At 45.8% G+C, this 24469-nt stretch carries 16 protein-coding genes; 12 read left to right on the forward strand and 4 right to left on the reverse strand.

The genetic code is table 11. From position 1 onward, the window contains the following. Positions 1-55: 55 nt before the first annotated feature. Both QUA71_RS14250 and QUA71_RS14255 read left to right on the forward strand, forming a co-directional pair. A complete protein-coding gene (locus tag QUA71_RS14250) occupies positions 56-454 on the forward strand; it encodes a transcriptional regulator (protein ID WP_333285837.1) in 399 nt (132 codons plus the stop codon). A gap of 210 nt (positions 455-664) precedes the next feature. Next, positions 665-2992, forward strand: coding sequence for a S8 family serine peptidase (locus QUA71_RS14255; protein ID WP_333285839.1), 2328 nt, complete (start codon positions 665-667; stop codon positions 2990-2992). Positions 2993-3081: 89 nt separating this feature from the next. Here the strand turns inward: QUA71_RS14255 and QUA71_RS14260 are convergent, their stop codons facing one another. Continuing rightward, entirely contained in the window at positions 3082-3813 is a 732-nt protein-coding gene (locus QUA71_RS14260) for a WecB/TagA/CpsF family glycosyltransferase (RefSeq protein ID WP_333285841.1), read from the reverse strand. 207 nt (positions 3814-4020) lie between these two features. Then, positions 4021-4158 carry a hypothetical protein gene (locus QUA71_RS14265; protein ID WP_006634028.1) on the reverse strand — a complete coding sequence of 46 codons (138 nt, stop codon included), beginning with the start codon at positions 4156-4158 and terminating at the stop codon, positions 4021-4023. A 111-nt stretch (positions 4159-4269) separates the two neighbouring features. Between QUA71_RS14265 and QUA71_RS14270 the strand changes: the two genes are divergently transcribed. The 9 genes from QUA71_RS14270 (at position 4270) to QUA71_RS14310 (ending at position 21748) form a co-directional block, all read left to right on the forward strand. After that, a complete protein-coding gene (locus QUA71_RS14270; protein WP_333285843.1) occupies positions 4270-7479 on the forward strand; it encodes a glycoside hydrolase family 15 protein in 3210 nt (1069 codons plus the stop codon). Positions 7480-7997: 518 nt separating this feature from the next. Then, positions 7998-8480: an Hsp20/alpha crystallin family protein gene (locus tag QUA71_RS14275; protein WP_333285845.1), complete on the forward strand. Its 483-nt coding sequence runs from the start codon at positions 7998-8000 to the stop codon at positions 8478-8480. Between the two features lie 600 nt (positions 8481-9080). Continuing rightward, positions 9081-10409 carry a serine/threonine-protein kinase gene (locus QUA71_RS14280; protein ID WP_333213840.1) on the forward strand — a complete coding sequence of 443 codons (1329 nt, stop codon included), beginning with the start codon at positions 9081-9083 and terminating at the stop codon, positions 10407-10409. Between the two features lie 416 nt (positions 10410-10825). After that, positions 10826-10948 carry a hypothetical protein gene (locus QUA71_RS14285; protein WP_333285847.1) on the forward strand — a complete coding sequence of 41 codons (123 nt, stop codon included), beginning with the start codon at positions 10826-10828 and terminating at the stop codon, positions 10946-10948. Positions 10949-11116: 168 nt separating this feature from the next. After that, entirely contained in the window at positions 11117-17191 is a 6075-nt protein-coding gene (locus QUA71_RS14290) for an AAA family ATPase (RefSeq protein ID WP_333285849.1), read from the forward strand. 9 nt (positions 17192-17200) lie between these two features. Continuing rightward, positions 17201-18700 carry a response regulator gene (locus QUA71_RS14295; protein WP_333285851.1) on the forward strand — a complete coding sequence of 500 codons (1500 nt, stop codon included), beginning with the start codon at positions 17201-17203 and terminating at the stop codon, positions 18698-18700. Positions 18701-18861: 161 nt separating this feature from the next. After that, positions 18862-19539 (forward strand): TdeIII family type II restriction endonuclease, encoded by a 678-nt coding sequence (locus QUA71_RS14300; RefSeq protein ID WP_333285915.1) that lies wholly within the window; start codon positions 18862-18864, stop codon positions 19537-19539. Between the two features lie 48 nt (positions 19540-19587). Continuing rightward, positions 19588-20763 carry a DNA cytosine methyltransferase gene (locus QUA71_RS14305; RefSeq protein ID WP_333285853.1) on the forward strand — a complete coding sequence of 392 codons (1176 nt, stop codon included), beginning with the start codon at positions 19588-19590 and terminating at the stop codon, positions 20761-20763. A 34-nt stretch (positions 20764-20797) separates the two neighbouring features. Beyond that, a complete protein-coding gene (locus tag QUA71_RS14310) occupies positions 20798-21748 on the forward strand; it encodes a PmeII family type II restriction endonuclease (protein ID WP_333285855.1) in 951 nt (316 codons plus the stop codon). Between the two features lie 45 nt (positions 21749-21793). On the opposite strand, the gene hisB is transcribed toward QUA71_RS14310, so the two are convergent. Both hisB and fabI read right to left on the reverse strand, forming a co-directional pair. Further along, complete coding sequence (gene hisB, locus QUA71_RS14315; RefSeq protein ID WP_333175893.1) at positions 21794-22432, reverse strand: imidazoleglycerol-phosphate dehydratase HisB; 639 nt, start codon at positions 22430-22432, stop codon at positions 21794-21796. A gap of 207 nt (positions 22433-22639) precedes the next feature. After that, on the reverse strand, positions 22640-23416 hold the full coding sequence (fabI, locus tag QUA71_RS14320) for an enoyl-ACP reductase FabI (RefSeq protein ID WP_006634022.1): 777 nt from the start codon (positions 23414-23416) through the stop codon (positions 22640-22642). Between the two features lie 340 nt (positions 23417-23756). Between fabI and ntcA the strand changes: the two genes are divergently transcribed. Continuing rightward, positions 23757-24422, forward strand: coding sequence for a global nitrogen regulator NtcA (ntcA, locus tag QUA71_RS14325; RefSeq protein ID WP_006634020.1), 666 nt, complete (start codon positions 23757-23759; stop codon positions 24420-24422). Positions 24423-24469: the final 47 nt, after the last annotated feature.

The raw sequence follows: 24469 nt of genomic DNA on the forward strand, positions 1-24469 counted from the left end.
ACACCCACCTTCTACTTGAGAACCATGTCTAAGTAAGCAAGCAAAGGAATGAGAAATGAACATCACAATTGAAAAAACAGCTTACGGTCAACTGCTGGCTAAATCTCAGCCTAAGCCAATCCTGAACGAAGAAGATAATGATCTTGCCCTCGCAGAAGTTGATTTTCTGATGTCTAAGGAAGAATTAACAGTAGAAGAAGAAACTTTACTGAGTCTCTGGGGGCTGTTGATCGAAGAATACGAATCAAAATATTACCCAGATCCCGAAGTGACTCCCCGGGATGTTCTATTGCATTTCATGGAAGTTCGCGAACTCAAACAAGCCGATTTAGTGGGCGTGATTGGTTCCAAAGGAGTAGTCTCTGAGGTGGTTAATGGGAAACGGGCGATTAGCAAGGCGCAAGCTAAGGCGCTGGGAGAATTTTTAAATGTTAATCCTAGCGTGTTTATTTGAGCGTGTTTATCTGAAAAACTCGCTGATCTCGAAAAAGACTCGGCGGTTGAAACCGCTAGCAACGCGATCGCACAAACTAAGTCCGACGCGGACTGATGGAAAAACTACCGCTGTTAGTTACAGTTTCAAACCCCTCATGGTAAAAACATCCCTGACGGCTTATAAATATGTTTGATAAATAGACATCAAAGTCAAACAGGAACATTTCTGATGGTACAACCCGGCAAACCGACCTCCGACATTCTCCAAAATTATCAAGGTATCGGAGTTCCAGAAGAAAGTCTGGCAGTGATTTTGCAGCGCGGCGGCGACGAATTGCTGCTGTCAAAAGCGGACGATCGCTTTACAGTCCGCCCCTCATCAACAGCATCAGCCTCAAACGATTGGACTGCAACAACTGGGGCAAAACTCAACCGCCGCGTCGGCCAAAGCAATCTCGATGAATATCTCGTTGCGGCCTCTAACCTAGAAGCAGCAATGCAAGCAGCCCGCGCCAGCGATGCCGTAGCTTTTGCCAGCCACGTCTATTGCCCCGCGAACAATCCGAGTACATTCTTTTATTTAACCGACCAAATTACGATTCAATTTGGCGAACAAGTAGACGAACAATCGCGAAAGGCGATCGCCAATGCAGCAGCTTTAAAAATAGTCCGGCCAGTAGAAGGAATTCCCAACACCTTCGTCTGCGAAGTCACAAAACAAGCAACAGAAAACCCGGTCAAAATTGCCAACCGCCTGACAAGATATCCAGAAGTTCTCGTTGCGGAACCCAACATTTTAGTAGAGACGCAGCAGCATTACACGCCCCGCGATCCGCTTTATCCCAAACAGTGGTATCTCAACAACAAAGGCGGCAAGGAACTTGTCGGCGGCGCTCAAATTTATGCAGAACCAGCTTGGGACATGACTCGTGGAGTTCGATCGATCGTAATTGCAATCGCCGACGATTCAGTTGACATCACCCACCCAGATTTTCAAGGCCAAGGCAAAATTGTCTCACCCATCGATTTCAAAGAGGGCGATACCTCCCCGATGCCAGTCGCCGACTCAGACAACCACGGCACAAGTTGTGCCGGCGTCGCCATTGCTGAAGAAAACGGCAAAGGCATTGTCGGCGTCGCCCCCGGATGCGCCCTGATGCCCATCCGTACCAGTGGTTTTCTCGATGACAATTCTGTCGAAAAAATATTTAATTGGGCGATCGAAAAAGGGGCCGCCGTCATTTCTTGCAGTTGGGGGCCTGCGGCAGTTTACTATCCCCTTTCCCTGCGGCAGAGTGCCGTTATCACCAAAGCCGCCACCCAAGGGCGGGGCGGCAGAGGCTGCGTTATTCTGTTCGCTGCTGGGAATGCCAACCGCCCAGTCAACGGTACTGTTAACGAGAAAGGCTGGCCCAACAAAGTCGTGGAGGGTCAAACTAGATGGCTAAACGGATTTGCCGTTCACCCCGACGTAATTGCCGTCAGCGCTTCCACTTCCCTCAACAAAAAAGCAGCCTACAGCAATTGGGGCAGCAGCATCTCGGTTTGCGCCCCCAGCAACAACGCGCCGCCGGGAACTTGGCTGCCCGAAACCGGATTTATCGCCACGCCGCCGGAGGTGACGCAGTATTTGCCCGGTTTGGGGGTGTTTACTGCCGATCGAGTCGGGAATCAGGGCTACGACTGGGGGGACTATACTGATACTTTTGGCGGTACTTCCAGCGCCACTCCAGTAGTCGCTGGGGTTGCAGGGTTGATACTTTCGGCTAACCCCCGTTTGACGGCGCGGGAAGTGCGGGGAATTCTCGAACAAACTGCTGAGAAAATTGTCGATCTCGATCCCGATCCCCAGTTGGGCAATCGCCTGGGAAATTACGATCCTAACAACGGTCGCAGCGATTGGTTTGGTTACGGGAAAGTGAATGCTTTGAAAGCTGTGCAAGCTGCGGTGAGAAAGGGTGGCGGCAATCCGAATATCGGCGGGGCGGTGTTCAGCGATATTTCTGGACATTGGGCACAGAAGTTTATTGAAGCTTTGGCTGCGGCGAATATAATTAGCGGTTTTCCTGACGGTTCTTTTCGGCCTGATGAGAGTTTAAACCGTGCTCAATATGCGGCGCTGTTGGTGAGTGCGTTTAGTCCGATTCCGAGGGTGCCGGCTACAAATTTTATTGATGTTTCTGCTACTTTTTGGGCGAGAAGTGCGATCGAACGGGCAAATCGGGGGGGGTTTTTGGCGGGGTTTCCGGGGTTGAAGTTCGGCCCGAATCAGAATTTGACTAAGAGTGAGGCGATCGTATCTTTGGTTAACGGTTTGGAACTCAAGGGCGGCAATCCTGATTCTTTGAAAGTTTACAACGATCGTTCTCAAATTCCTAATTTTGCTTTAAGTGCGATCGCCACAGCAACTGCTTTGAAGATTGTGGTTAATTATCCTTCCCGCGATTGGCTTTCGCCGCAGCGGGATATTACCCGGGCTGAGATTTCGGCTTTGATTTACCAGACTTTGGTGGCGATTAATCGGGCAAAGCCGATCGATTCTCCTTACATTGTCTAATGGCAATAGGTTCGTAGTGAGGACTTAAGTTATCAGAATTTTATGATAACTAAAGCCCTCACTACCAACCTATTTTGTGCTGGCCGCTTTTAAGCTCTAAAATCCCCCAAAGCTTTCAAGGCAAATTGTGGCAAAGCTAACATCCTGCGCCACCGCCAAGGTTCTTGATAAAGTCGGTACAGCCATTCTAAATGATTGTCGCAAAACCAAGCCGGCGCGCGGGTTTTTGTTCCCGCCCAAATATCGAAACTGCCGCCTACTCCCACCCAAATTGACTGAGGGCAAAGGTGTCGGTGTTCGGCAATCCAAAATTCTTGGCGCGGCACTCCCAAGCCTACAAAAATCAGTTTTGGCTGCATTTTTTTGAGGCTTTCACGGAAGTCTTTTTCTTCCTCTGCCGAAAGATAACCGTGTTGAGAAGCAATCGACAATCCGTTAACCTTTTGCTGCCAAGTTTCTGCAGCAGCAGCCGCTACTCCCGGGGAACCTCCAAAGAAAAATAGTGGTTCCGAATCCGGCACTTTTCCAGCTTGTTGCAGCAGCGATTCTGCTAATTCAATCCCCGGATAGCGCTGCGCCGGTTTGCCACGCATCCGCAAGTACAGCACCACTCCCGAACCGTCTGGAATGACCAGTTCTGCTTTGCGGATTACATCTGCTAAAGCCGGATTTTGCTCGGCTTGCATCGCCATTTCAGCATTCAGCGTCACGACGTGACTTCCTAACCCTTGATGCAGGCGCTGCATCAGCCAACCTGCATAATCATCTAATATGTGAACTGGTAGTCCCAGCACTGAAAATTGCGGCTGCGATCGATCCATATTTTTTTCTTTGAGATTCCTACACACCTAGTTATTTAAATTAGCTGAGATTGGCGATCGACGCTAGAGCAGTTTTGGTCGCAAAAAACCCGGTTTGTGCCACCAAAAGTCTGTTAAGTCATCGTTCGGTGGCCCAGAAACCGGTTTTTTTGTAAGCGACGGGTCGCGCAAGTTCCTTAGAGTTTGCCAGCCAAGTGCGATCGAGCATTAGTGTTCGATTTTTTTGACAGACCCGTCAGCGTACCATTCCATCGGTACTAGCTCAATTTTACCATTAATTTTCACTGTAGAGTAGACAACTTTCACGAAAGGAATGCTGTTGTTATTGTGGTTTTGGGTAGACATGGCAATTACCTTTTTGTGTTTGGATAACTTGAGAAATGATCTAATATCTGATATATTTAAAAGTCTATTCACCGCAAATCTATTCGCATCAGGAAAAAGAAGGAAAACGAAATGGCGATCGCAAAAACCCAGCGGCAAACCAGGTTAGATTATTACTACCAGCAAATCAAAAACATCATCCTCAAGCGCCAGAACCCAATTACTGGTTTGCTGCCGGCGAGTACCGCCGTTAACGCCCACGGCGACTACACCGATGCCTGGGTGCGTGACAACGTGTACAGCATTCTCGCGGTTTGGGGTTTGGGTTTAGCTTACCGCAAAATTGATGGTGATCAGGGCAGGACATTTGAACTTGAACACAGCACAGTCAAACTGATGCGCGGATTGCTGTTTGCGATGATGCAGCAATCGAGCAAAGTAGAACATTTTAAAAATACTCAGTCGCCCCTAGATGCCCTGCACGCTAAATACAACACTCAAACTGGAAGTATTGTTGTCGGTGATGACAAGTGGGGCCATTTACAGTTAGACGCTACATCTATATTCTTATTAATTCTTGCTCAAATGACGGCTTCCGGGCTGCACGTAATTTTTACAATAGATGAAGTCAATTTTGTGCAAAATTTAGTTTACTACATCGGTAGAGCCTACCGCACGCCCGATTACGGAATTTGGGAAAGAGGCCATAAAATCAATCGCGGCAATGCAGAATTGAACGCCAGTTCAGTTGGCATGGCAAAAGCAGCGCTGGAAGCAATAAATGGGTTAGATTTGTTCGGAATTAAAGGCTCTCAAGCATCGGTTATTCACGTTTTGCCAGACGAAATTGCCAGAAGCCGCATAACTTTGGAATCGCTTTTGCCTCGCGAATCTAGTTCAAAAGAAGTAGATGCTGCTTTATTGAGCGTGATTAGTTTTCCGGCTTTTGCTGTTGAAGACCGAGAATTAATAGAACGGACTCGAAATAAGATTATTGACAAATTGCAAGGAAAATACGGCTGCAAGCGGTTTCTGCGGGACGGACACCAAACAGTGTTGGAAGATGCCGATCGCCTGCACTACGAACCCACAGAATTAAGGCAGTTCGAGCACATTGAATGCGAGTGGCCGCTATTTTTCACTTATTTGCTCTTGGACGGCATATTTCAGGGAAATCAAGCCCAAGTGCAAGAGTACCAGCAGCGTTTGGAATCTCTAGCAGTCGATCGCTCTGGTTTGCCCCTGCTACCAGAATTGTACTACGTCCCCGCCGAAAATATAGAAGCAGAAAAGCTAAATCCCCGCAGCCAGCAGCGCTTACCCAATGAAAATATTCCCCTCGTTTGGGCGCAAAGTTTGTACTTTCTCGGTCAATTGCTGAACGAAGGATTAATCGCAGTTGGCGACATCGACCCGCTGGGAAGGCACCTCTCAGTGGGCCAACAGAGAGAACCTTTAGTGCAAATTGCACTGTTAGCTGAAGACGAAGATTTGCAAGCAGAATTAGCGGCTAACGGCATTGCCGCCCAAACTCCAAAACAGGTAGAACCAATTCAAGTCCGCCAGACTAAAGAATTATCAGCTATTTACACGCAAATTGGACGCAACGACCAATTAGGCTTAACCGGCCGCCCCGTGCGCCGTCTGCGGAGTTTAACAACTTCTCGGGTGTTTAAAATTCGCGAAGAGGCGATCGTATTTCTCCCCTCATTTTTGAACCGACAAGAGTTTTACTTAACTTTAGATTACCATTTTTTAGTAGCTCAAATCAAGAGCGAAATAGCTCACATTCACCGCCACTGGTATCAGTTGGGACGCCCTACGGTAACGCTGATGCTGACTCATACGATGCTGGAAACCGGCCGGGAAGCGTTGTTAGAATTAATGAAGGAATTCCGGGATGGACACTGTAACAACACGCCTGTTAAACTCGGAAACCTTAAGCAGTTAATGCTGACTGCCGGCACCGAAAGAATTGATCTCATGCACGACTTTGAATTTACCGAATCTCCGGTAACAGGTGCAGTAGAAACGCGCAGCTATCTCACTTACAATCCTGAAAAAACTTGGCCTTTAGGTCACACGCAAGAATTTAAATTAGAGTGCGAAACTAATACTCAATTCTTGCTAAATAGCCTGCGAAATTCCGAAAACTTGTACGAACAAATAGAGTTGCTACACACGCTAGTTCGCCTCAAAGGCTTAAATTTTAATACAGGATTTGGAGGTGCCGAAGAAACAGTTACAGTTGTGGATTTGCTCAACGAAGTTTATACAAAAGCTGGAGAAAGTTCGCAATCAAAAATCCAATGGGCAGTCATCCGCCATGCCGCAGGTTTGCTGGACAAAGTTGATATCAGCTTGTCCGATGCGGTGACAGATATTTTGGTGCGGCAAAAACAAATTGCTGTGGGGAAAGCCTACAGCGAAGATTCGATAATTTCGCGACCAGGTTCTTACACGGAAGTGATGGACAAAATTCGCCAATTCTGCGGAGAAGATATTCGCGATCGAGTTCTCACCCAAGAAATTCTAATTTATCTCAGCGTCCTAATTAAAGCAGAACCGCAATTATTTAAAGGTCTGCTGACACTGAGAGTTAGCTACTTTATTCTGCTGTTAACAAGCGAATTAGCCCGCGAATTGGGAGTGACCCAAAATGAAGCTTACGAACATTTAATGCAGCTAAGTCCCTTTGAAATCAAAAATCGCCTGCGCCAAGTGTTGACAGAATACGAGGAAATGAATCAAATCCTCAAACAGCAAGAATCCCTGCGGGTCAAACAGCAGGAAAAAGATATTGAATGGGTAGTAGCGCCAGTTTCCGAAGAACCGCAAATGCTTGCGGGAGGATGGCGGCGGAAGCGGCAAATGGAAGGTGCAGTCAATCGCGTACCGAAGGATTTTTATCCGAGTGTTTGGGGACTGCTGCGGCACTGCAAAGGCTTGATAATTGGCGACAAATTAGAGCGGCGCAATCGGTTAGATAGCCATATTATATTATCGGAAATGACGCCGGGAGAAAAGAATTTCGCGCTACAAATCGAGCATTTGCTGAATAAGATTGTGGCGCCGGAATACCGACAAGTCAATATTGAGGCGCTGATGGAGTTGGCGGCGATCGCCCAGCGCAACCCTGAATTGCAAGTAGAAGAATACATCGTTTTAGATGTATTAGTCGGTCACGCAGTCCGGCTGAATTGGCAAGGAAAATACCCGGAAAGAGCCGGTAAATACGACGAAGATAAAGCGGCGGCTTGGCAAGCTTTTTACAACACTTCGCCTTACGTTTGCGCGAGTCACGTACTCGATGCTTTCCGGTTCTTGACGAAATTTGGATAGATTGAGTGGGGGTGGTTAATACAAGCTACCCCCTCCATAGTTCGGCGGTTGAAACCGCAACTACACAAAACTAAGTCCGCCTCTGCGAAGAAATAAGGGAGATATTTAAGCTCGATCGGGATTATGCGAGATCCCTCAGAGAGCGATGGCTATTAGAAAGCAGCTTGCGCCCGCTCTGCACGTCCTTACCCTGCTACACATCACCCGCACCGCATTTTTGGTACGGTTGGCAACACCAGCGCTCCTTCCCCCGAGGCTCGCGCCGTGCAGAGTTCGCTCGGCTGGCTCATCATGGCGTTGCCCCAGTATAGTCGGTTTCTAGGAATAGCTTTGTACGGTTTTCTTCACTGCCAATTAATTCTGATTCTTTCACGTTCATTCTGGTAAATACGACCAACTCAGTGGGGTTTTCCTGGCTGTTGCTCCTACTTAGAAAGCGGCATCATGATAACTGTAAGCAACGAGCTTAAACCCAAACTTTCGTTATAAAGTCTTACCAATCTTTGAGGTGACAGATTATGTTGATGCGCTATTGGCAACCATTCACAGAAATTGAAACGATCCGCCAGCAACTCGATAAAGTTTTTGACCAACGGGCAACAACGAAAGATAACTCACAAGCCACTTGGGTGCCCGCTGTGGAATTTGCTGATGCTGGGGACAACTTCGTATTAAAAGCGCAACTGCCTGGAATTGAACCCAAAGACATTGACGTTCAAGTCACTCGGGAAGCAATTTCTATTTCTGGCGAACGCCGCTACGAAAACACAGACGAAAAACCCGGCTACGTCCGCTCAGAATTCCGCTACGGCAAATTCCACCGGACGCTTCCCTTACCCGCACACATTCAAAACGACTCTGTGCAAGCTGAATACAAGGATGGCATTCTAACGCTAACCCTGCCCAAAGTGACTGAAGCTCGCAATAAAGTCGTCAAGATTAACTTGGGTGAAATTGCTGGAACTCCAGCGAATCCGACCCTAGAACAGGCTAAGCAATAACGATCGGCGTTTGGTGTAAGGAATGGTGAACTCAGTACGCAGAATGCTGCGCTTAAGAGTGAGACAAATTTTACCAAATTGAGCCTGATTGGATTTACCTAACAACAACGGAATTGGAAAAACTCATACCGGGAGCTAGAATTGCTCTCGGTATTCTTTATTTGGGAAAGCCGAGCGAAAAACCTACAAATGCCGTGAGTCCGCGCTGATTCCAGTTAGTCTGCCAAAATATTTCACGCTTGTCGGCACCAATTTTATTGAGTCTGCGAACCTACACAGCATTGGCGATCGCTCCAATGGCCGCTCTCTGGTTGCAAACTTTAGATGGGGTGCTGGCGTTTTGATTCAAATAACCCAGTCTCTACCGGGGGTTTCTTAATATTTCTTTACCTCATACCATCGGAAAGCCGTTATCTCAGCTACGGTATCAGTGGATGCGTGTGGGCCTGCCTCCAAGTGCTGCTGTGCCTTAAGTGCCTAACCCAGGATGGTGTAGTATATACTGTATTATGGTCAGGCAAAACTCCCGAATATTTTTATATGAATTCTGCTCGCTTTGCGAACGAGTAATCATCTCCGTCAACCCACACTTTTAAAACTATGAGCAAACAGAAAAACAAACCTTGGGATGAAAAATGGGAAATAGTCAAACCGATTGGTGGTGGCGGACAAGGCGAGACTTTTCTTGTCCAACCTAAAGATCCTAAAATTTTGTCTCAGACTTGTGTATTAAAAAAACTCAAAAATCAGAAAGATCCTGAAAGACGCAAGAGAATGGACAGAGAGGTTGCTGCGTTGAGAACCCTCGATTGCCCCGGCATCCCGCAATTAATTGACTCGAATTCCGACCAATTTGCTGCCGACGTTCCGCTTTACATGGTTGGTGAATTTATTGAAGGGAAAACACTTTCTCAAGTCCTAGAGCTCGGTCAACCTATGGGGATTGGGGATGCTGTTAATCTTGTCCTGAAACTTCTAGATACCGTACTATACTGTCACAAGGCTGGCATCGTACACCGAGATATCAAACCGGATAACATTATCATCCGCAACAATGACCTCAGCGCTCCAGTTCTTATAGATTTTGGCATATCGTTTAATGAATCCGATACTGACAAAACTATTTTAACCCCCGCTTGGCAGCAACTGGGAAACAGATTTTTAGCACTTCCCGAACTCCAGGTAAATAGCAGTATGCAGCGCGACCCCAGGGCAGATATTACGCAATGCTGCGGGATATTATTTTTTGTGATCGTCGGTTCGCCTCCTGTCACTTTGCTCGACCACGAAGGAAGAATGCCCCATCAAAGACCGGAAAGTCAAAAAGCTCTGGCTAAAATCCCTGATGATTTGCTGGCTAAAGTGAATGGAATTTTTGACCGAGCTTTTGGAACTCAAATCGACTACCGCTGGCAATCTATACCCGAGCTACAACAAGCCTTGATAGCTTGCATTTCTGAAACTGAGAACGCTCGCAATGCCCAACAATATATTGCTCGAATTCAAAATAAAGTATCAACTTCATCTGATTATGCCCGACGCCAGTCTTTTAAAGAACTTGCTCAACAGCTTAATCGGGAACTTTATAACATGAGTCGAACTGTTGCAAGGGAACTTGGAAAAGGCTTTGGTACAGTTCATAATAGAACGTACTTGAAAAGCCGCGATTTCGAGCGAATTGACATAGACTGGACTCACCTAAAGTTCTCGGAGAGGCACGGCATCACTAATGAATTTTTACCAAATGATTTTTTTCCTAAGTTTACAGGAGCTGCAACAGGAAACGAACTCGTTTTGGTGGCAGAGGTAAATGGAGCACAAGTTGAACTATTAAGGACTCCTTTAAACTGCGAGCCTGATTTGACTCCTTTGGGCGAACGTCTCAGGCTTTTCTATCTTGAAGGAGCGAGGAACCTAATGGGAGCCTAAGCTACACAGCGCCAGCGATCGCCGCCAACTCTGATTTTGAGCCAAACTAAAACCAAAACCCCAACACGCCCGCCATGCCCAAACTTCCCGAATGCGATAGCTGTCTCCTCGATCGCCCCCAACCCACACTTAATCTGTGCAGTTCATCCCACAGGCTCAGACACCGACACTTGCCCCGACTTTTGAGCAGACGCCAACGCTGAACCCGATGAAGTGTGGGAAGCCGAAGGGGCAAGCTACTATGGTGGCGAATTGATTCTGCAACCGAGGTAGCGGTGGACACCAGAAAGAAAAACAGTTAGAACTTTTGGATACCCACCCACGGTTTACTGACCGGTGTCCCCAATGTGAAATGACTTACGCCCAGTATGAAACGCCGCCTGTTCATTGGGATTGTTCGGCTTGCGGATGGATAGATGATTCGGTTTGAGGTGATGGTTGACAACGATAATTATCAGCAACGGCAAAACACTCGATCGACACCCCCCTTGAAAGTGCAGCCAACTAATCCCCCAACAAACACCCAAAACGCGCCTTGACGCAGCACAGTTAACAACACAATCTCATGAGACCATGATTGCCAGAAGCGAAACATGAGCTCACTTTTGTTGAGTAAATTACTATGTTACGATCAGCTCCAATAATAATTAACTTTTAAAACCGGCCTTAACCTCACACTCAATTCCCTTGCGATCGGTAGAATAACAATGACCATCAACTTAGCTGGCTATCAATTCGTTGAAACCCTCCACAGCGGGATAAGAACTTCAGTCGATCGCGCTCGGAAGGATTCAGACTTTTCCAGCGTGATCGTCAAAAGGCTAAAGGCTGAGTATCCCACTCTTTCGGACATCACCCGCTTGCGACACGAATATCAAATCCTGCACAGCTTGAACGTAGAATCGATTATCAAAGCCATTAGTTTAGAAAGCTATAAAAACGGTTTAGCACTGATATTAGAAGATTCCGGCTCCGAGTCTCTCAATGATTGGATGAAGGGTAAAAAACTCACAATCATTCAATTCCTTTCTTTGGGCCTCCAGCTTGTCTCGGCCTTAGCAGAACTCCATAAACATAACATTATTCATAAAGATGTAAAGCCACAAAATATTATCATCAACCCAGGTACTGAAAAAGTTAAAATTATTGATTTCAGCATCGCTTCGCGCCTGGAGCGAGAAAATTCGACGCTCAGCCATCCCGATTTGCTCGAAGGCACACTCGCCTATATGTCGCCAGAACAAACTGGCCGGATGAATCGGTCAATTGACTACCGCACTGATTTTTATTCACTAGGCGTTACCTTCTATGAAATGCTCACAGGCGAGTTGCCCTTTAATTCCACAGACCCGCTGGAATTGGTACACAGCCATATTGCCAAAACTCCCATTCCCCCTCACCAGCTAAATCCTGAAATCCCACCACAAATTTCAGCGATTGCGATGAAGTTATTAGCTAAAAATGCTGAAGACCGCTACCAAAGCACTGAAGGACTAAAATTTGACTTAGAAACTTGTTTTATCCAACTACAGGCTAGCGGAGATATTTCCAACTTTGTTGTTGGAAGTGCGGATAAAGCAGGGCAATTAAATATACCGCAAAAGCTCTACGGTCGCTACAAAGAAATTGAAGAAATTCTAGAAACTTTCGAGCGCGTTGCCAGTGGCACCACCGAATTAATGCTGGTTTCCGGTTATTCCGGGATAGGCAAAACAGTTTTGGTCAATGAAGTTCACAAACCCATTGTGCGGCAACGAGGCTATTTTATTGCGGGGAAATTTGACCAGTTCAAGCGCAATATTCCTTATGCTTCCCTGATTCAAGCATTCCAATCCTTAACTCAGCAACTTCTAACCGAAGGCGAAGTAGAAATCCGAACTTGGAAAGAAAAACTGTTATCCGCTTTAGGCGATAACGGACAAGTCATCATTGATGTTATCCCTGAAGTCGAATTAATTATTGGCAAACAGCCACCCGTAGCAGAACTAGGGGCAACTGAAGCTCAAAACCGTTTCAGCCGCGTCTTTAAACAATTCATTGGCGTATTTACGACTATTGACCATCCCTTAGTTATCTTCCTCGATGACTTGCAGTGGGCGGATTCGGCATCGTTGAAATTAATTGAATTGCTAATAACTGATTCTGATAGCAAGTATTTATTGCTGATTGGGGCATATCGAGATAACGAAGTTTCTCCAACTCATCCGACGATTCAAACAATTGACAAGATTCGCCAAACTGGTGCGACGGTGAATAATATTGTCCTTCAACCATTACACCTAGTTCATGTCGAAGAATTAATTGCGGATACTTTAAATGAATCTGGCGGTTCGGAATCCCTGTCTGTAAAGACGCGAAATTTCGCGTCTCTACTTTTTAATAAAACGCAGGGCAATCCTTTCTTCTTAAGTCAACTCCTGAAAACTCTCTATCAAGAAGATTTGTTGACTTATAACTTCACCCCCCTAATCCCCCCTTACCAAGGGGGGACAAAGGGGGGTTGGCAATGGAATATCGAGCAAATTCAAGCGATCGGCATCACTGATTACAATGTTGTCGAACTGATTGCTAGGAACATACGCAAATTGCCAGAAGATACACAAAAAGTATTAAAATTTGCTGCTTGTATTGGCAACACTTTTAACTTAGAAGTTTTGGCGATTGTCAATCAGGAATCATCCTTAGTCACGGCAGCGCAATTGTGGGCAGCCCTTCAAGCTGGGTTGATTTTACCTTTGAGCAACGAATACAAAATTCCCCTCGTATTTAGTCAGGAAGAATCGGGCGGTTTTACCTTAACTGATGTGAAGGTTGACTACAAGTTTTTACATGACCGAGTGCAGCAAGCTGCCTATTCTTTGATTCCAGATGAGCAGAAAAAAGAGACCCACTTAAAAATCGGTCAACTGCTGCTGCAAAGTACAACGCCAGAAGACCGAAAAGAAAATATTTTCGCTTTAGTTAACCAACTCAATTATGGTACTGACTTACTTACCACTGAATCCCAAAAATATGAACTAGCCCAATTGAATCTGATTGCAGGTCAGAAAGCGAAAGCTGCTACAGCCCACGATTCCGCCGTCAAATATTTGCAAGTGGGTTTATCTCTGCTAGCGGTAGATAGCTGGGACAATCGGTATGAACTGGCATTAAGGCTGCATGAAGAAGCAGCAGAGTCAGCATATTTGAGTGGTGATTTTGACCGAATGCAGAGATTCGTTGAGATAGTACAAAACTGCGCCAAAACGCTATTGGACATAGTAAAAGTGTACGAAGTCCAGATTCAAGCTTATATGGCGCAGAACAAGCTGGTCGAAGCATTGAATACGGGGCTGCAAGTCTTAAAGCAGTTGGAGGTAGAGTTTCCCGACTCGCCAAACCCATCTGATATTGGGCAGGCGCTGGGGGAAACTGCGGCAATTTTGAGCGGAACCCGAATTGAGGACTTAATCGATCTCCCTGAAATGAGCGATCCTTATCAATTAGCAGCGATCAGGATTTTGTCAAGTATATTTTCTGCTTGCTATTCTGGGATGCCCGCACTGGTGCCTTTAACAGTGTGCAAACAGGTCGATTTATCCGTTCAATATGGCAATGCTTCTGTGTCTCCCTTTGCATATGCGCTATACAGTCTTCTTCTTTGCGGGGCGGTAGGAGATATTGAGCGGGGCTATGAGTTGGGCCAATTAGCTTTACGTCTAGTGTCAAAGTTAAATGCCAAAGAAATCGAAGTCAAGACTTGCCACTTAGTGTATGCTGCTGTTCAACATTGGAAAGAACACGTCCGAAATACCTTAGAACCTTTCCTGGCAGCTTTCTCTACTGGGCTGGAAACTGGAGATTTAGAATATGCTGGCTATGCCGTCATGGTGTGGAGTCATTACTCGTTTTTTGTTGGCAAGCAACTAATGCAGCTCGAACGAGAGATAGCAACTTACACAGATGCAATTCATAAAATTAGCCAAGAAACAGCGCTTAATAATACAAAAATCGGTTGGCAAGCCGTCTTAAACATGATGGGAAGAAGCGAAAATATATGGCAGTTAAAGGGGGAAGTCTACGACGAAGACAAAATGCTGCCGCTATATCAGCAAACCAACAACCAACTGGCAATTCATTACTTATACTTGCACAAACTTGCGCTTGGTTATGTGTTTGAGAATTACGCGGAAGCTTTAAAAAATATCCCTCAAGTAGAAAGTTCTTTCGGATCGTCTACAGGGCAGCTAACTGTTGTTATCTTCTATTTCTACGATTCTCTAGTACGGCTAGCTGTGTATCCTGAAACTTCGCAGTCCGACCAACAGGACATTCTTAACCGAGTACAAGCTAATCAAGAAAAATTGCAAAAATGGGCGCAGTATGCCCCAATGAATCATCTGCATAAATTCTATTTAGTAGAGGCCGAAAAATATCGTGTTTTAGGCGAAAAAGTAGAAGCGATCGAGATGTACGACAAAGCGATCGCTCTTGCTAAAGAAAACGAGTATATCAACGAAGAAGCACTAGCTCAGGAACTCGCTGCTAAATTCTATTGTTCATGGGGTAAAGAAAAGATTGCCCGAACCTACATGACCGATGCTTATTATGCCTATATGCGCTGGGGAGCTTTAGCTAAAGTTAAACATCTAGAAGAAAAATACCCGCAATTAATAGCGCGATCGCCTGCGGTCACCGAAACCCCTTTAGATCCTAAGATGACAATTGCTCCTTTGACCATTACAGGCGGTCAACCAGAGTTGCTAGACTTGGCAACTGTAATGAAAGCATCTATTGCCATTTCTAGCGAAATTGTTCTACCTAACTTGCTCACCAAGTTAATGAAAATTTTGATAGAAAACGCCGGCGCTGAAACTGGATCGCTTATTCTCTCAAAAGAGGGTCAACTTGTTATAGAAGCGGCGGGGACTAAAGATCGAGTCCGAGTGCTAGAATCTTTACCAGTATCAACTTATGGGCAAGTGCCTATCTCCGTACTTAATTACGTCACCCGAACTCAGAAAGATGTCGTTTTAAATGATTCCAGCCGCGAGGAAATCTTTAATGCCGACCCCTACATTGCCCAACACAAACCAAAATCAATTTTGTGTGCGCCTATCCTCTCTCAAGGTAAGTTAAGTGCCATCCTGTACCTAGAAAACAACGTGATTGCTGGCGCTTTCACGCCGAAGCGGGTAGAAGTGTTGCGGATGCTATCGGGACAAGCTGCGATCGCCTTAGAAAATGCCAACCTCTATCACACTTTAGAAGTCAAAGTAGAAGAGCGAACCGAGGAATTAAAAGCCAAAAATACGAGCCTAGAAGTGGAAATTCAAGAGCGACAGCGAGCCGAGCAAGCGGCCGAAGCCGCAAACCGCGCCAAGAGCCAATTTCTCGCCAACATGAGCCACGAACTTCGCACACCGCTCAACGGCATTTTAGGTTATACCCAAATCCTCAAACGAGACACAGGTTTAACCAGTCAGCAAAATTCTGGTATTAACATCATTCATCAGTGTGGCGAACACCTCCTAACTCTGATCAATGACGTTCTAGACCTGTCCAAAATCGAAGCCGGAAAAATGGAACTCTACCTCACCGAGTTTCACCTGTCAGACTTTCTCCAAGGCATTACTGAAATCTGCCAGATTCGCGCCCAACAGAAGGGAATCTCTTTGATTTACGAACCGCTAACTCCACTTCCCACTTGCGTCCAAGCCGATGAAAAAAGGTTGCGGCAAATTCTCATCAACTTACTCGGTAATGCCATAAAATTCACCGAAAAAGGAGGCGTTAGTTTTAAAGTAGACAGGCTGGAGACTCAGCAATCTTTGTCATCACCAATCGCCAATCCCCAATCCCTAACAGCAAAATTTATTTTCCAAGTAGAAGATACAGGCATTGGCATCGCGCCGGAGGAACTCTCAAAAATATTTTTGCCCTTCGAGCAAGCCAGCGGTTCAGTTAGCCAGATAGAGGGGACAGGATTAGGGCTGCCAATTAGTCGCCAATTAGTGGAGATGATGGGCGGCGAACTGAAAGTAAAAAGCTCTGTAGGTAAAGGCAGTATTTTCTGGTTTGAGTTAGAGTTGCCTATTACCGAAACCTGGGAAGGAAATCAAAAAGAACCTGAAAAAATTATCAGGGGTTTCTCAGGCGATCGGCGGAAAATTTTAGTAGTTGACGATCGCTGGGAAAATCGCTCTGTCCTAGTTAATCTTTTAGATCCTATTGGGTTTGAATTAATGGAGGCAACGGACGGTCAAGACTGCGTGAATAAAGCGCTGTTATTTCAGCCGGACTGTATTATAATTGACTTAGTAATGCCAGTCATGGACGGCTTTGAAGCGGTGAGGCGGATCAGAAAAATCCCTGCATTGAAAGATGTAATCGCGATCGGAACTTCTGCTAGCATTTTATCGGGCGATCCCCACAGCATTTTCCAGGCTGGCTGCAACGCTTTTCTCCTCAAACCAATTCGGGCAGAAAAGTTATTAGAATGCTTGGGAAACCATTTAGGTTTAGAATGGGTTTATGAGGAGCGAACAACTTTCAGTTCAGAAGGTATATTTACCGATGCCTCTTCCCAAATCCAAGACCAACAAATGATTGCTCCCCCTTCGGAAGAAGTTGCAGTCCTGTTCGATTTAGCGATGAAAGGTGAACTCCTCAGTATTGAGAAGCGAGCCAGCAAGCTGAAGGCAATAGATATGCGTTATGCACCTTTTGTCAATCAGTTGCTTGAATTAACTAAAAACTTTGAAGAAGACAAATTAGTAGAATTTGTTCAACAGTTTAGATGAGGAGTAAAAATGACTAGCGAATCTTTAGACAGAGGCACCATTTTAATTGTGGATGATACGCCCACTAATCTGGGTTCAGTATTGGATTTTTTGAGCGCATCTGGCTTCACTGTTTGGGTAGCTCGCAGTGGGTCTAGCGCTCTCAAAAAAGTGCAATATTCCCAGCCGGATTTAATTTTGTTGGATGTTCTGATGCCAGAGATGGACGGATTTAAAACCTGTCAAAATCTAAAAACAAATGACTTAACTAAAGATATCCCAGTGATTTTTATGACCGCGCTGGACGATACAGAAAGCAAAGTCAAAGGCTTTAATGTGGGGGGAGTTGATTATATCACTAAGCCCCTTCAACAGGAAGAAGTTTTAGCTCGGGCTATCACGCACCTGAATCTGCGAAATCTAACTAAAAAGCTTCAGGCGCAAATTGTCGAGCGCGAGCGAGCGCAAGCCGACCTACAAGTTTTGACACAAGAGCTAGAGACGCGAGTAGAACAGCGCACCGCTGAACTTTCCCAAACGAATGAACGCCTCAACCAGGAGGTTGCTGAACGCAAGCTTGCAGAAGCAGCTTTGCAAGCATCGGAAGCGCGAGAGCGGCACAAAGCCCTAGAGCTCGAAAATTCCCTGCACGAACTCAAGCAGGTGCAAAGCCAGCTCATTCAGAGCGAAAAAATGTCCGGGCTAGGTCAGCTCGTAGCTGGCGTAGCCCATGAAATCAATAATCCAATTAATTTTATTTATGGAAATCTTTCTTATGCTCTGGAATATTCAAAAACTTTGGTCACTATCCTTGACCTCTACGAAAAGCACTATCCTAATCCGGCTCCAGATATACAAGCAGAAATCGCCACAAGCGAGCTAGATTATCTCAAAGACGACTTGCCTAAAATGTTCAAATCGATGTACTTAGGAGCCGATCGCATCCGCGAAATCGTTTTATCTTTGCGCCTCTTCGCACGGCAAGAAGGATATGAAATGAGATCGGTCAACCTTCACGAAGGGATCGACAGCACGCTGATGATTTTACAGAGTCGGCTAAAATTTAACTCAGACCGCCCCTCGATTGAAGTGGTTCGGGACTATTGCCCAAACCTGCCCGAAGTGGACTGTTATGGGGGAGAAATGAATCAGGTATTTATGAATGTACTTGCAAATGCGATCGATGCTATTGACGAGTGGAACACGCAGAGATCGCTAGAAGAAATTAAAGCGAATCCTAGCGTGATTCGGATTAGCACAGAAGTAACAAGCAGCAATTGGGTAGCTGTCCGAATTGTGGACAATGGGCCAGGGATCTCGGAAGAGGTTCGTCGCCACGTATTTAACCCGTTTTTTACGACAAAACCCCCCGGTAAGGGCACAGGGATTGGGCTATCGATTAGCTGGCAAATTGTAGTGGAAAAACACCGGGGAAGCTTGGGGTGTATTTCTGCACCAGGCGGGGGAACAGAGTTTACTATTGAGATTCCGATTCGGCAGGAGTCTCCTGTCTTGTCGCTGTCAGCTTGATGTTCTGCAAAAAAGTTAGTGAATCCATAGGGTTAATTTTTTAAACTACTCCCCAATCTAGCCAGCTTAAAAAAAGTTGTGTGGCCGCTGCTTGTCAAGTTTCCTCACCAACGCTCGTCATCCTAGGGGTCACAAATTAAAAAACCCAGGGGTCGCCGGGACTGTGTGCGATCGTCCCGTCAGACTTGCTACGGATTAACGAGTTTGAAAGAGGTTTCAGCAGCAGCTTGGGCACAACTTATGAAGAATGTGCAAAACTCATTGCTTTGGAACATCACCAAGAACCACGCAGAAGCTATGAAATTTCTGGCGAAGTTAGCATAGAGGCTATCAATGAAATTGACCGTCAGATAGCGCTATTTGAGCAGTCAGCCGACAAAAATGGAAATAAACCTGCTTTGGAAGAAATGATTGAAGCTGTTCTTGAGGCTCAAAAAACGAACCATTTAGTTACGCGATCGGTCAAAGCAGATTTGTACGTGTTATCCCGTGACGGCAGGAAATTTTTCTTGGAAATTAAAGGATCGAAACCCAACAAAGGACAATGCTTGGAGGTAATTCAACCCCTGCTGAGATATCATTTACTGTGCGGACTGTCTCGGCCCGATGCTCAATCTTATTCTGCTATGGCTGACAATCCTTACGGGCCAAATCGTTCAGATTATAAATGGTCAGTGGCAAGGAAGTACACGCCCTTTGAACAAACTGTCATTATGGGACATGAGTTTTGGAATATTATAGGGGGAGAGACTGCTTACGAAGAACTTTTGGATATATACCAAGAAGTCGGGCGGGAGAAGGGTAAATATATGCTTGATGCTCTTGCTTTGAGATTTTAGTAAAGTACAATTTTCATTCCAGCAATATCTAGTCTTGAGGCAAAACCTGTGATTAACAACAAACCGATAACTATTAGCCTCTTTGCTGGAGCATACGGTTTAGATTTAGGTCTAGAAAAAGCAGGATTTCAGACAGTAAGTTTAGTAGAAATCGAACCTGATGCTACCAAAACAATCTCTCTAAATCGTCCTCATTTATCCGTATCTGCTGTACCGAGAGATATTTGCCAAGTCAGCGCCCAAACTTTATTAGAAGAAGGCGGACAAATCTTAGGTTTAGATAGGCCTCTGCGCGCTGATGAAGTAGATTTAGTGACTGGTGGCCCCCCGTGCCAACCTTTCAGCACAGCCGGAAAACGAGGCTCTGTTGGCGATCCGCGCGGCAGCTTATTTATGGATTTCATACGCATCGTTGACGAAATCAAACCCCGCTTTTTTATCATGGAAAATGTTAAGGGATTGCTGTCAGCTCCGATTCGACATCGACCTCACGATCGCAGAGGTTTAGGTTGCCCCCAGTTAGAAGCTGATGAGATGCCCGGTGCAGCTTTACAAGTGATTTTGGCAGAGATGAAACGCATTGGTTATGAAGTTGTGTATGATTTGCTCAATACTGCGGATTACGGCGTTCCTCAAGTTAGAGAAAGAGTAATTTTTATTGGTTATAAAGGTAATGATTCCGTTACTTTGCCACTCCCCAATTACAGTCAGAAAGGTACTGGTAAAAAACCCAAATGGCTGACGCTTAGAGAAGGATTAAAAGATTTAGTAGATTCTCAGCCAGAATTTGTCCCTTACTCAGAAAGTCGCCTCAAGTATTTGCGCCTGTTAACAGCAGGTCAAAACTGGAGGCATTTACCCAGCGAATTACAACAAGAAGCAATGGGAGGAGCTTATAAATCTGAAGGCGGTAAAGTTGGTTTTTATCGACGCTTGGCGTGGGATAAACCGTCGCCTACTGTCACAACCAGTCCCCATCAAAAGGCTACAGATATGTGTCATCCTGATGAATTGCGTCCTTTGAGCGTCAGAGAGTGCGCGCGAATTCAGACGTTTCCAGACGACTGGGTTTTTTATGGATCGACTGCTTCTAAATACAGACAAATTGGGAATGCAGTTCCTGTATTATTGGGAGAGGCGATCGGTAAGTACCTTTGCCAGGTAATTAAGGGCGATCGAGTACAAGGGCGAGAAATAACTCAACAGCTTTCTCTATTTAATTAACTAATATTTAAAGCAAAGTTTAGGAGAAATAAAAGTGTCAGAGCAACTTCATGAATTATTAGCCTTTGTTTTAGAAAAAGAAGTAGGACTCCCGGCGAGCAAGTCTCGTTCTTTCGCCAGTCACTTTGCGGAGTTAGAAGAATTTTTTAACTTAGAAGCCGCAACACTCAGAAACGGCATCAGCAGCATATCGGGCAAAAGAGCGCTCAGATTTACTCCCGATGAGATTGAACGGATTTTAGGATTTATATCTTCAGGCAAGCTGTCGCTGCAACTTACTATCGCTGAAAATTTTTTAGCCAGTATTTGTCGAGATTTTACTGGGCGACAGCTAGTTATGGTTGAAAATCTGACTTTAGGGAAAATTCATCCCAACCCATTTTTAATTAGGGCGTTAAATCTGGACACTCCTGAAGAAGTTGTCAGGCTAAATGTTTATATGACGGCTACTAGGTCTATTGTCACTTCAATGGGATTTTTTATTCAAAAACTATTGATATCTTGCTCTGAAAGTGCAGAAAGTCCACCGGGCAAGTCAGGATGGGACGCCATTAAAACTACCAGTGATGGCGAGAAATGCTGGATACAGGTAAAAAGTGGCCCGAATGATATGGATAAAGACCAGATAGTATATTGGGCTGCCAAAATTGAGGAAAAAATTCAGGAGGGCGATCGCGCTTATATTGGTATAGCTTACGGCAAAAGAACTAATAAAACTGTAACACTTGGTTTGCTGAAGCAAATTTTGCCAAATTCGGAAATGATAACTTTAATAGGTCGAGAACTGTGGGATTTTGTCAGTGAAGATACTGATTTCACTGTCAATTTGTTTGAAGTTTTGCGTCTATCCGCCAGTCAAGTTTTAGCACAAAGTTCTATTGCTGAAGCTATAGAAAGGTGTAGCGATCGACTAATCGCGGAATTTATCGGAAAGTACGGTGAGGGAAGTCAAGGTGTTTTTAACTATATAGCAGATATATTTTGATTTACAGGTTCGTAGTAGCGCCCAAACGCTACTACAAACCCCGAACTACAAAACTCCTTTAGAACTCGGAATTCGACTGGCGCGCCGCGGATCGATTTCTACCGCCATCCGCAGAGCTCGCGCAAATGCTTTAAACGCGGCTTCCACAATGTGATGAGAATTTCCCCCCTGCAACTGTCGAATATGCAGCGTCATTTGAGTGTGGTTCACCACCGCCGAAAAAAACTCTTTGACTAATTCGGTATCGTAAGTGCCGATCCGCTGGTTGGGAATTTCCAAGCTGTAACTTAAGTGAGGCCGTCCCGAAAAGTCTAGCACTACTTCAATTAAAGCTTCATCCAAAGGTGCGATGAAATGCCCGAAGCGAGAAATGCCCGATCGATCGCCGACAGCTTTTGCTAGCGCTTGGCCTAAGGTAATTCCCACATCCTCGTTCGTGTGGTGGTCGTCAATCTCCAAATCACCGATCGCCTGCACGTCCAAATCGATCAATCCGTGAGAAGCAATCTGGTGCAACATATGGTCTAAAAACGGAATCCCCGTAGACGCCTTGCAAGTTCCTACACCGTCGAGATTGAGGCTGGCCGTGACATCCGTTTCCAGTGTCGTGCGTTTCACCAAGGCGGCCCTAGCTGGTTGAACTGAACTTGTTGGAGGAAGAGAAGGGCGATCGATTATCTCCATAATTCGCAATGGGTCATTCATTAGTTATTGATAATTAGTAATTGAAGATTACAGATTGAGCAGCGCTGATTCTCCAGTGTTTAGTTAAGAGAATTATCCACAACTCAAAACTCTCGAAAGGGGCGGTTTTTGCATAAAACTTACTTGTTAAAGTTAAAGTTTATTGTCTCAACCCGCCCCTACATAACTCAAAATTCTCGACAACTGTTACATTCCCATGATTTCGTAACCGGCATCGACATACAAAACTTGACCCGTAATTCCGCTAGCGAGATTGCTGCACAGAAAAGCCGCAGCATTTCCCACTTCCTGCTGAGTCACCGTCCGCCGCAGCGGCGCCACTTCCTCAACGTGGTGGATCATGTCCAGAATACCGCCAACTGCTGACGAAGCCAGAGTCCGAATCGGGCCGGAAGAAATCGCATTTACCCGAATATTTAACGGGCCCAGTTCAGCAGCCAGATAGCGAACATTCATTTCCAAAGCCGCCTTAGCAATTCCCATCACATTATAATTAGGAACTACCCGGACGCCGCCCAAATAAGTCAGCGTCACAATACTGCCACCCTCGGCCATCAGCGGTTTAGCTGCTGCACAAAGCCGTACCAGCGAGTAAGCGCTAATATCCAAAGCATTGGAAAAACCTTGGCGCGAAGTGTTGGTGAAATCTCCCGAAAGTTCGTCCTTGCCGGCAAAAGCCAGACAGTGGATCAGGACATCTAACTTGCCCCACTTGTCGGCGATGGTTTGAAAAGTAGACTCAATTTCGCTCTCGTCTTGGACATTGCAGGGCAAATACAGACTGGGATTGAGCGGTTCCACCAGTTCAGCGACTTTGCGCTCGTGCTTGCCTTTCTCGTCCTTCAAATAAGTTATGCCGAGGTTGGCCCCAGCTTTGTGGAGCTGCTGAGCGATACCCCAGGCGATCGAGCGATTGTTGGCAATGCCCGTAACAAGAGCATTTTTTCCGGTCAAATCTATCATCTGTATTTCTTCTAGAAGCAACTAGCACCGTTCTCATTGGCTCTGTGCGACAACCCCGCCAGTTTAGACACAACTGATTCAGCTTTAACTGATTGAGACACAATTGAGACACAATTGAGACACAATTGAGACACAATTATATTAATTTTGCTGTGGAGCTACATGGGGGCGGAATTGAAAAAGTTAAGAGAAGGGCTAGATTTAATCATACAGTGCGTGTTTACCTTAACATTAGATGGAAGTAACCGAATCCTTGGATATTGGAGGTTGGGCAGTATATTTACTCAATAAGGTTAATCGGCAAGTTATAAAGTATTGATTAGTACAGAAGGATCTAGTCGTGACGCATGATAGACCGCTAGCAGCCGTGTTCCGCCAAATCAGCGGCGGGGCGTTTCCACCCATTGTGGAAACCTTTGAACGGGGCAAGACAATTTTTTTCCCTGGAGACCCGGCTGAGCGCGTCTACGTTCTCATTAGAGGTGCTGTGAAGCTCTCCAGGGTGTACGAAGCAGGGGAAGAAATTACAGTCGCCCTCCTGCGCGAAAATAGCGTATTTGGGGTGCTGTCTCTGATTACGGGACACCGATCGGACAGGTTTTACCACGCGGTAGCCTTTACGCCGGTAGAGTTGATCTCGTTGCCGATCGAACAAGTCGAGAAAGCGCTCAAGGAAGACCCGGAACTGTCGATGGTGATGCTGCGGGGACTGTCGTCTCGGATTTTGCAAACCGAGATGATGATTGAAACGCTGGCCCACCGAGATATGGGTTCGAGACTCGTCAGCTTTTTGCTGATTCTGTGCCGGGATTTTGGCGTGCCCGGTACAGAGGGGATTACGATTGATTTGAAGCTGTCCCACCAGGCGATCGCCGAAGCGATCGGCTCGACTCGGGTAACGGTGACTCGTTTGCTGGGGGATCTCAGACAAGAAACCATGATCTCGATCCACAAGAAAAAGATCACAGTCCACAACCCGGTGGCTTTAAGCCAGCAATTCACTTGATGCCGAGAAAGTATAGGATTTTGGATTTTGGATTTTAGATTCAATCC

Origin of the sequence: Microcoleus sp. MON1_C5, from assembly GCF_036701875.1 — a bacterium.
Lineage (GTDB): Bacteria > Cyanobacteriota > Cyanobacteriia > Cyanobacteriales > Microcoleaceae > Microcoleus.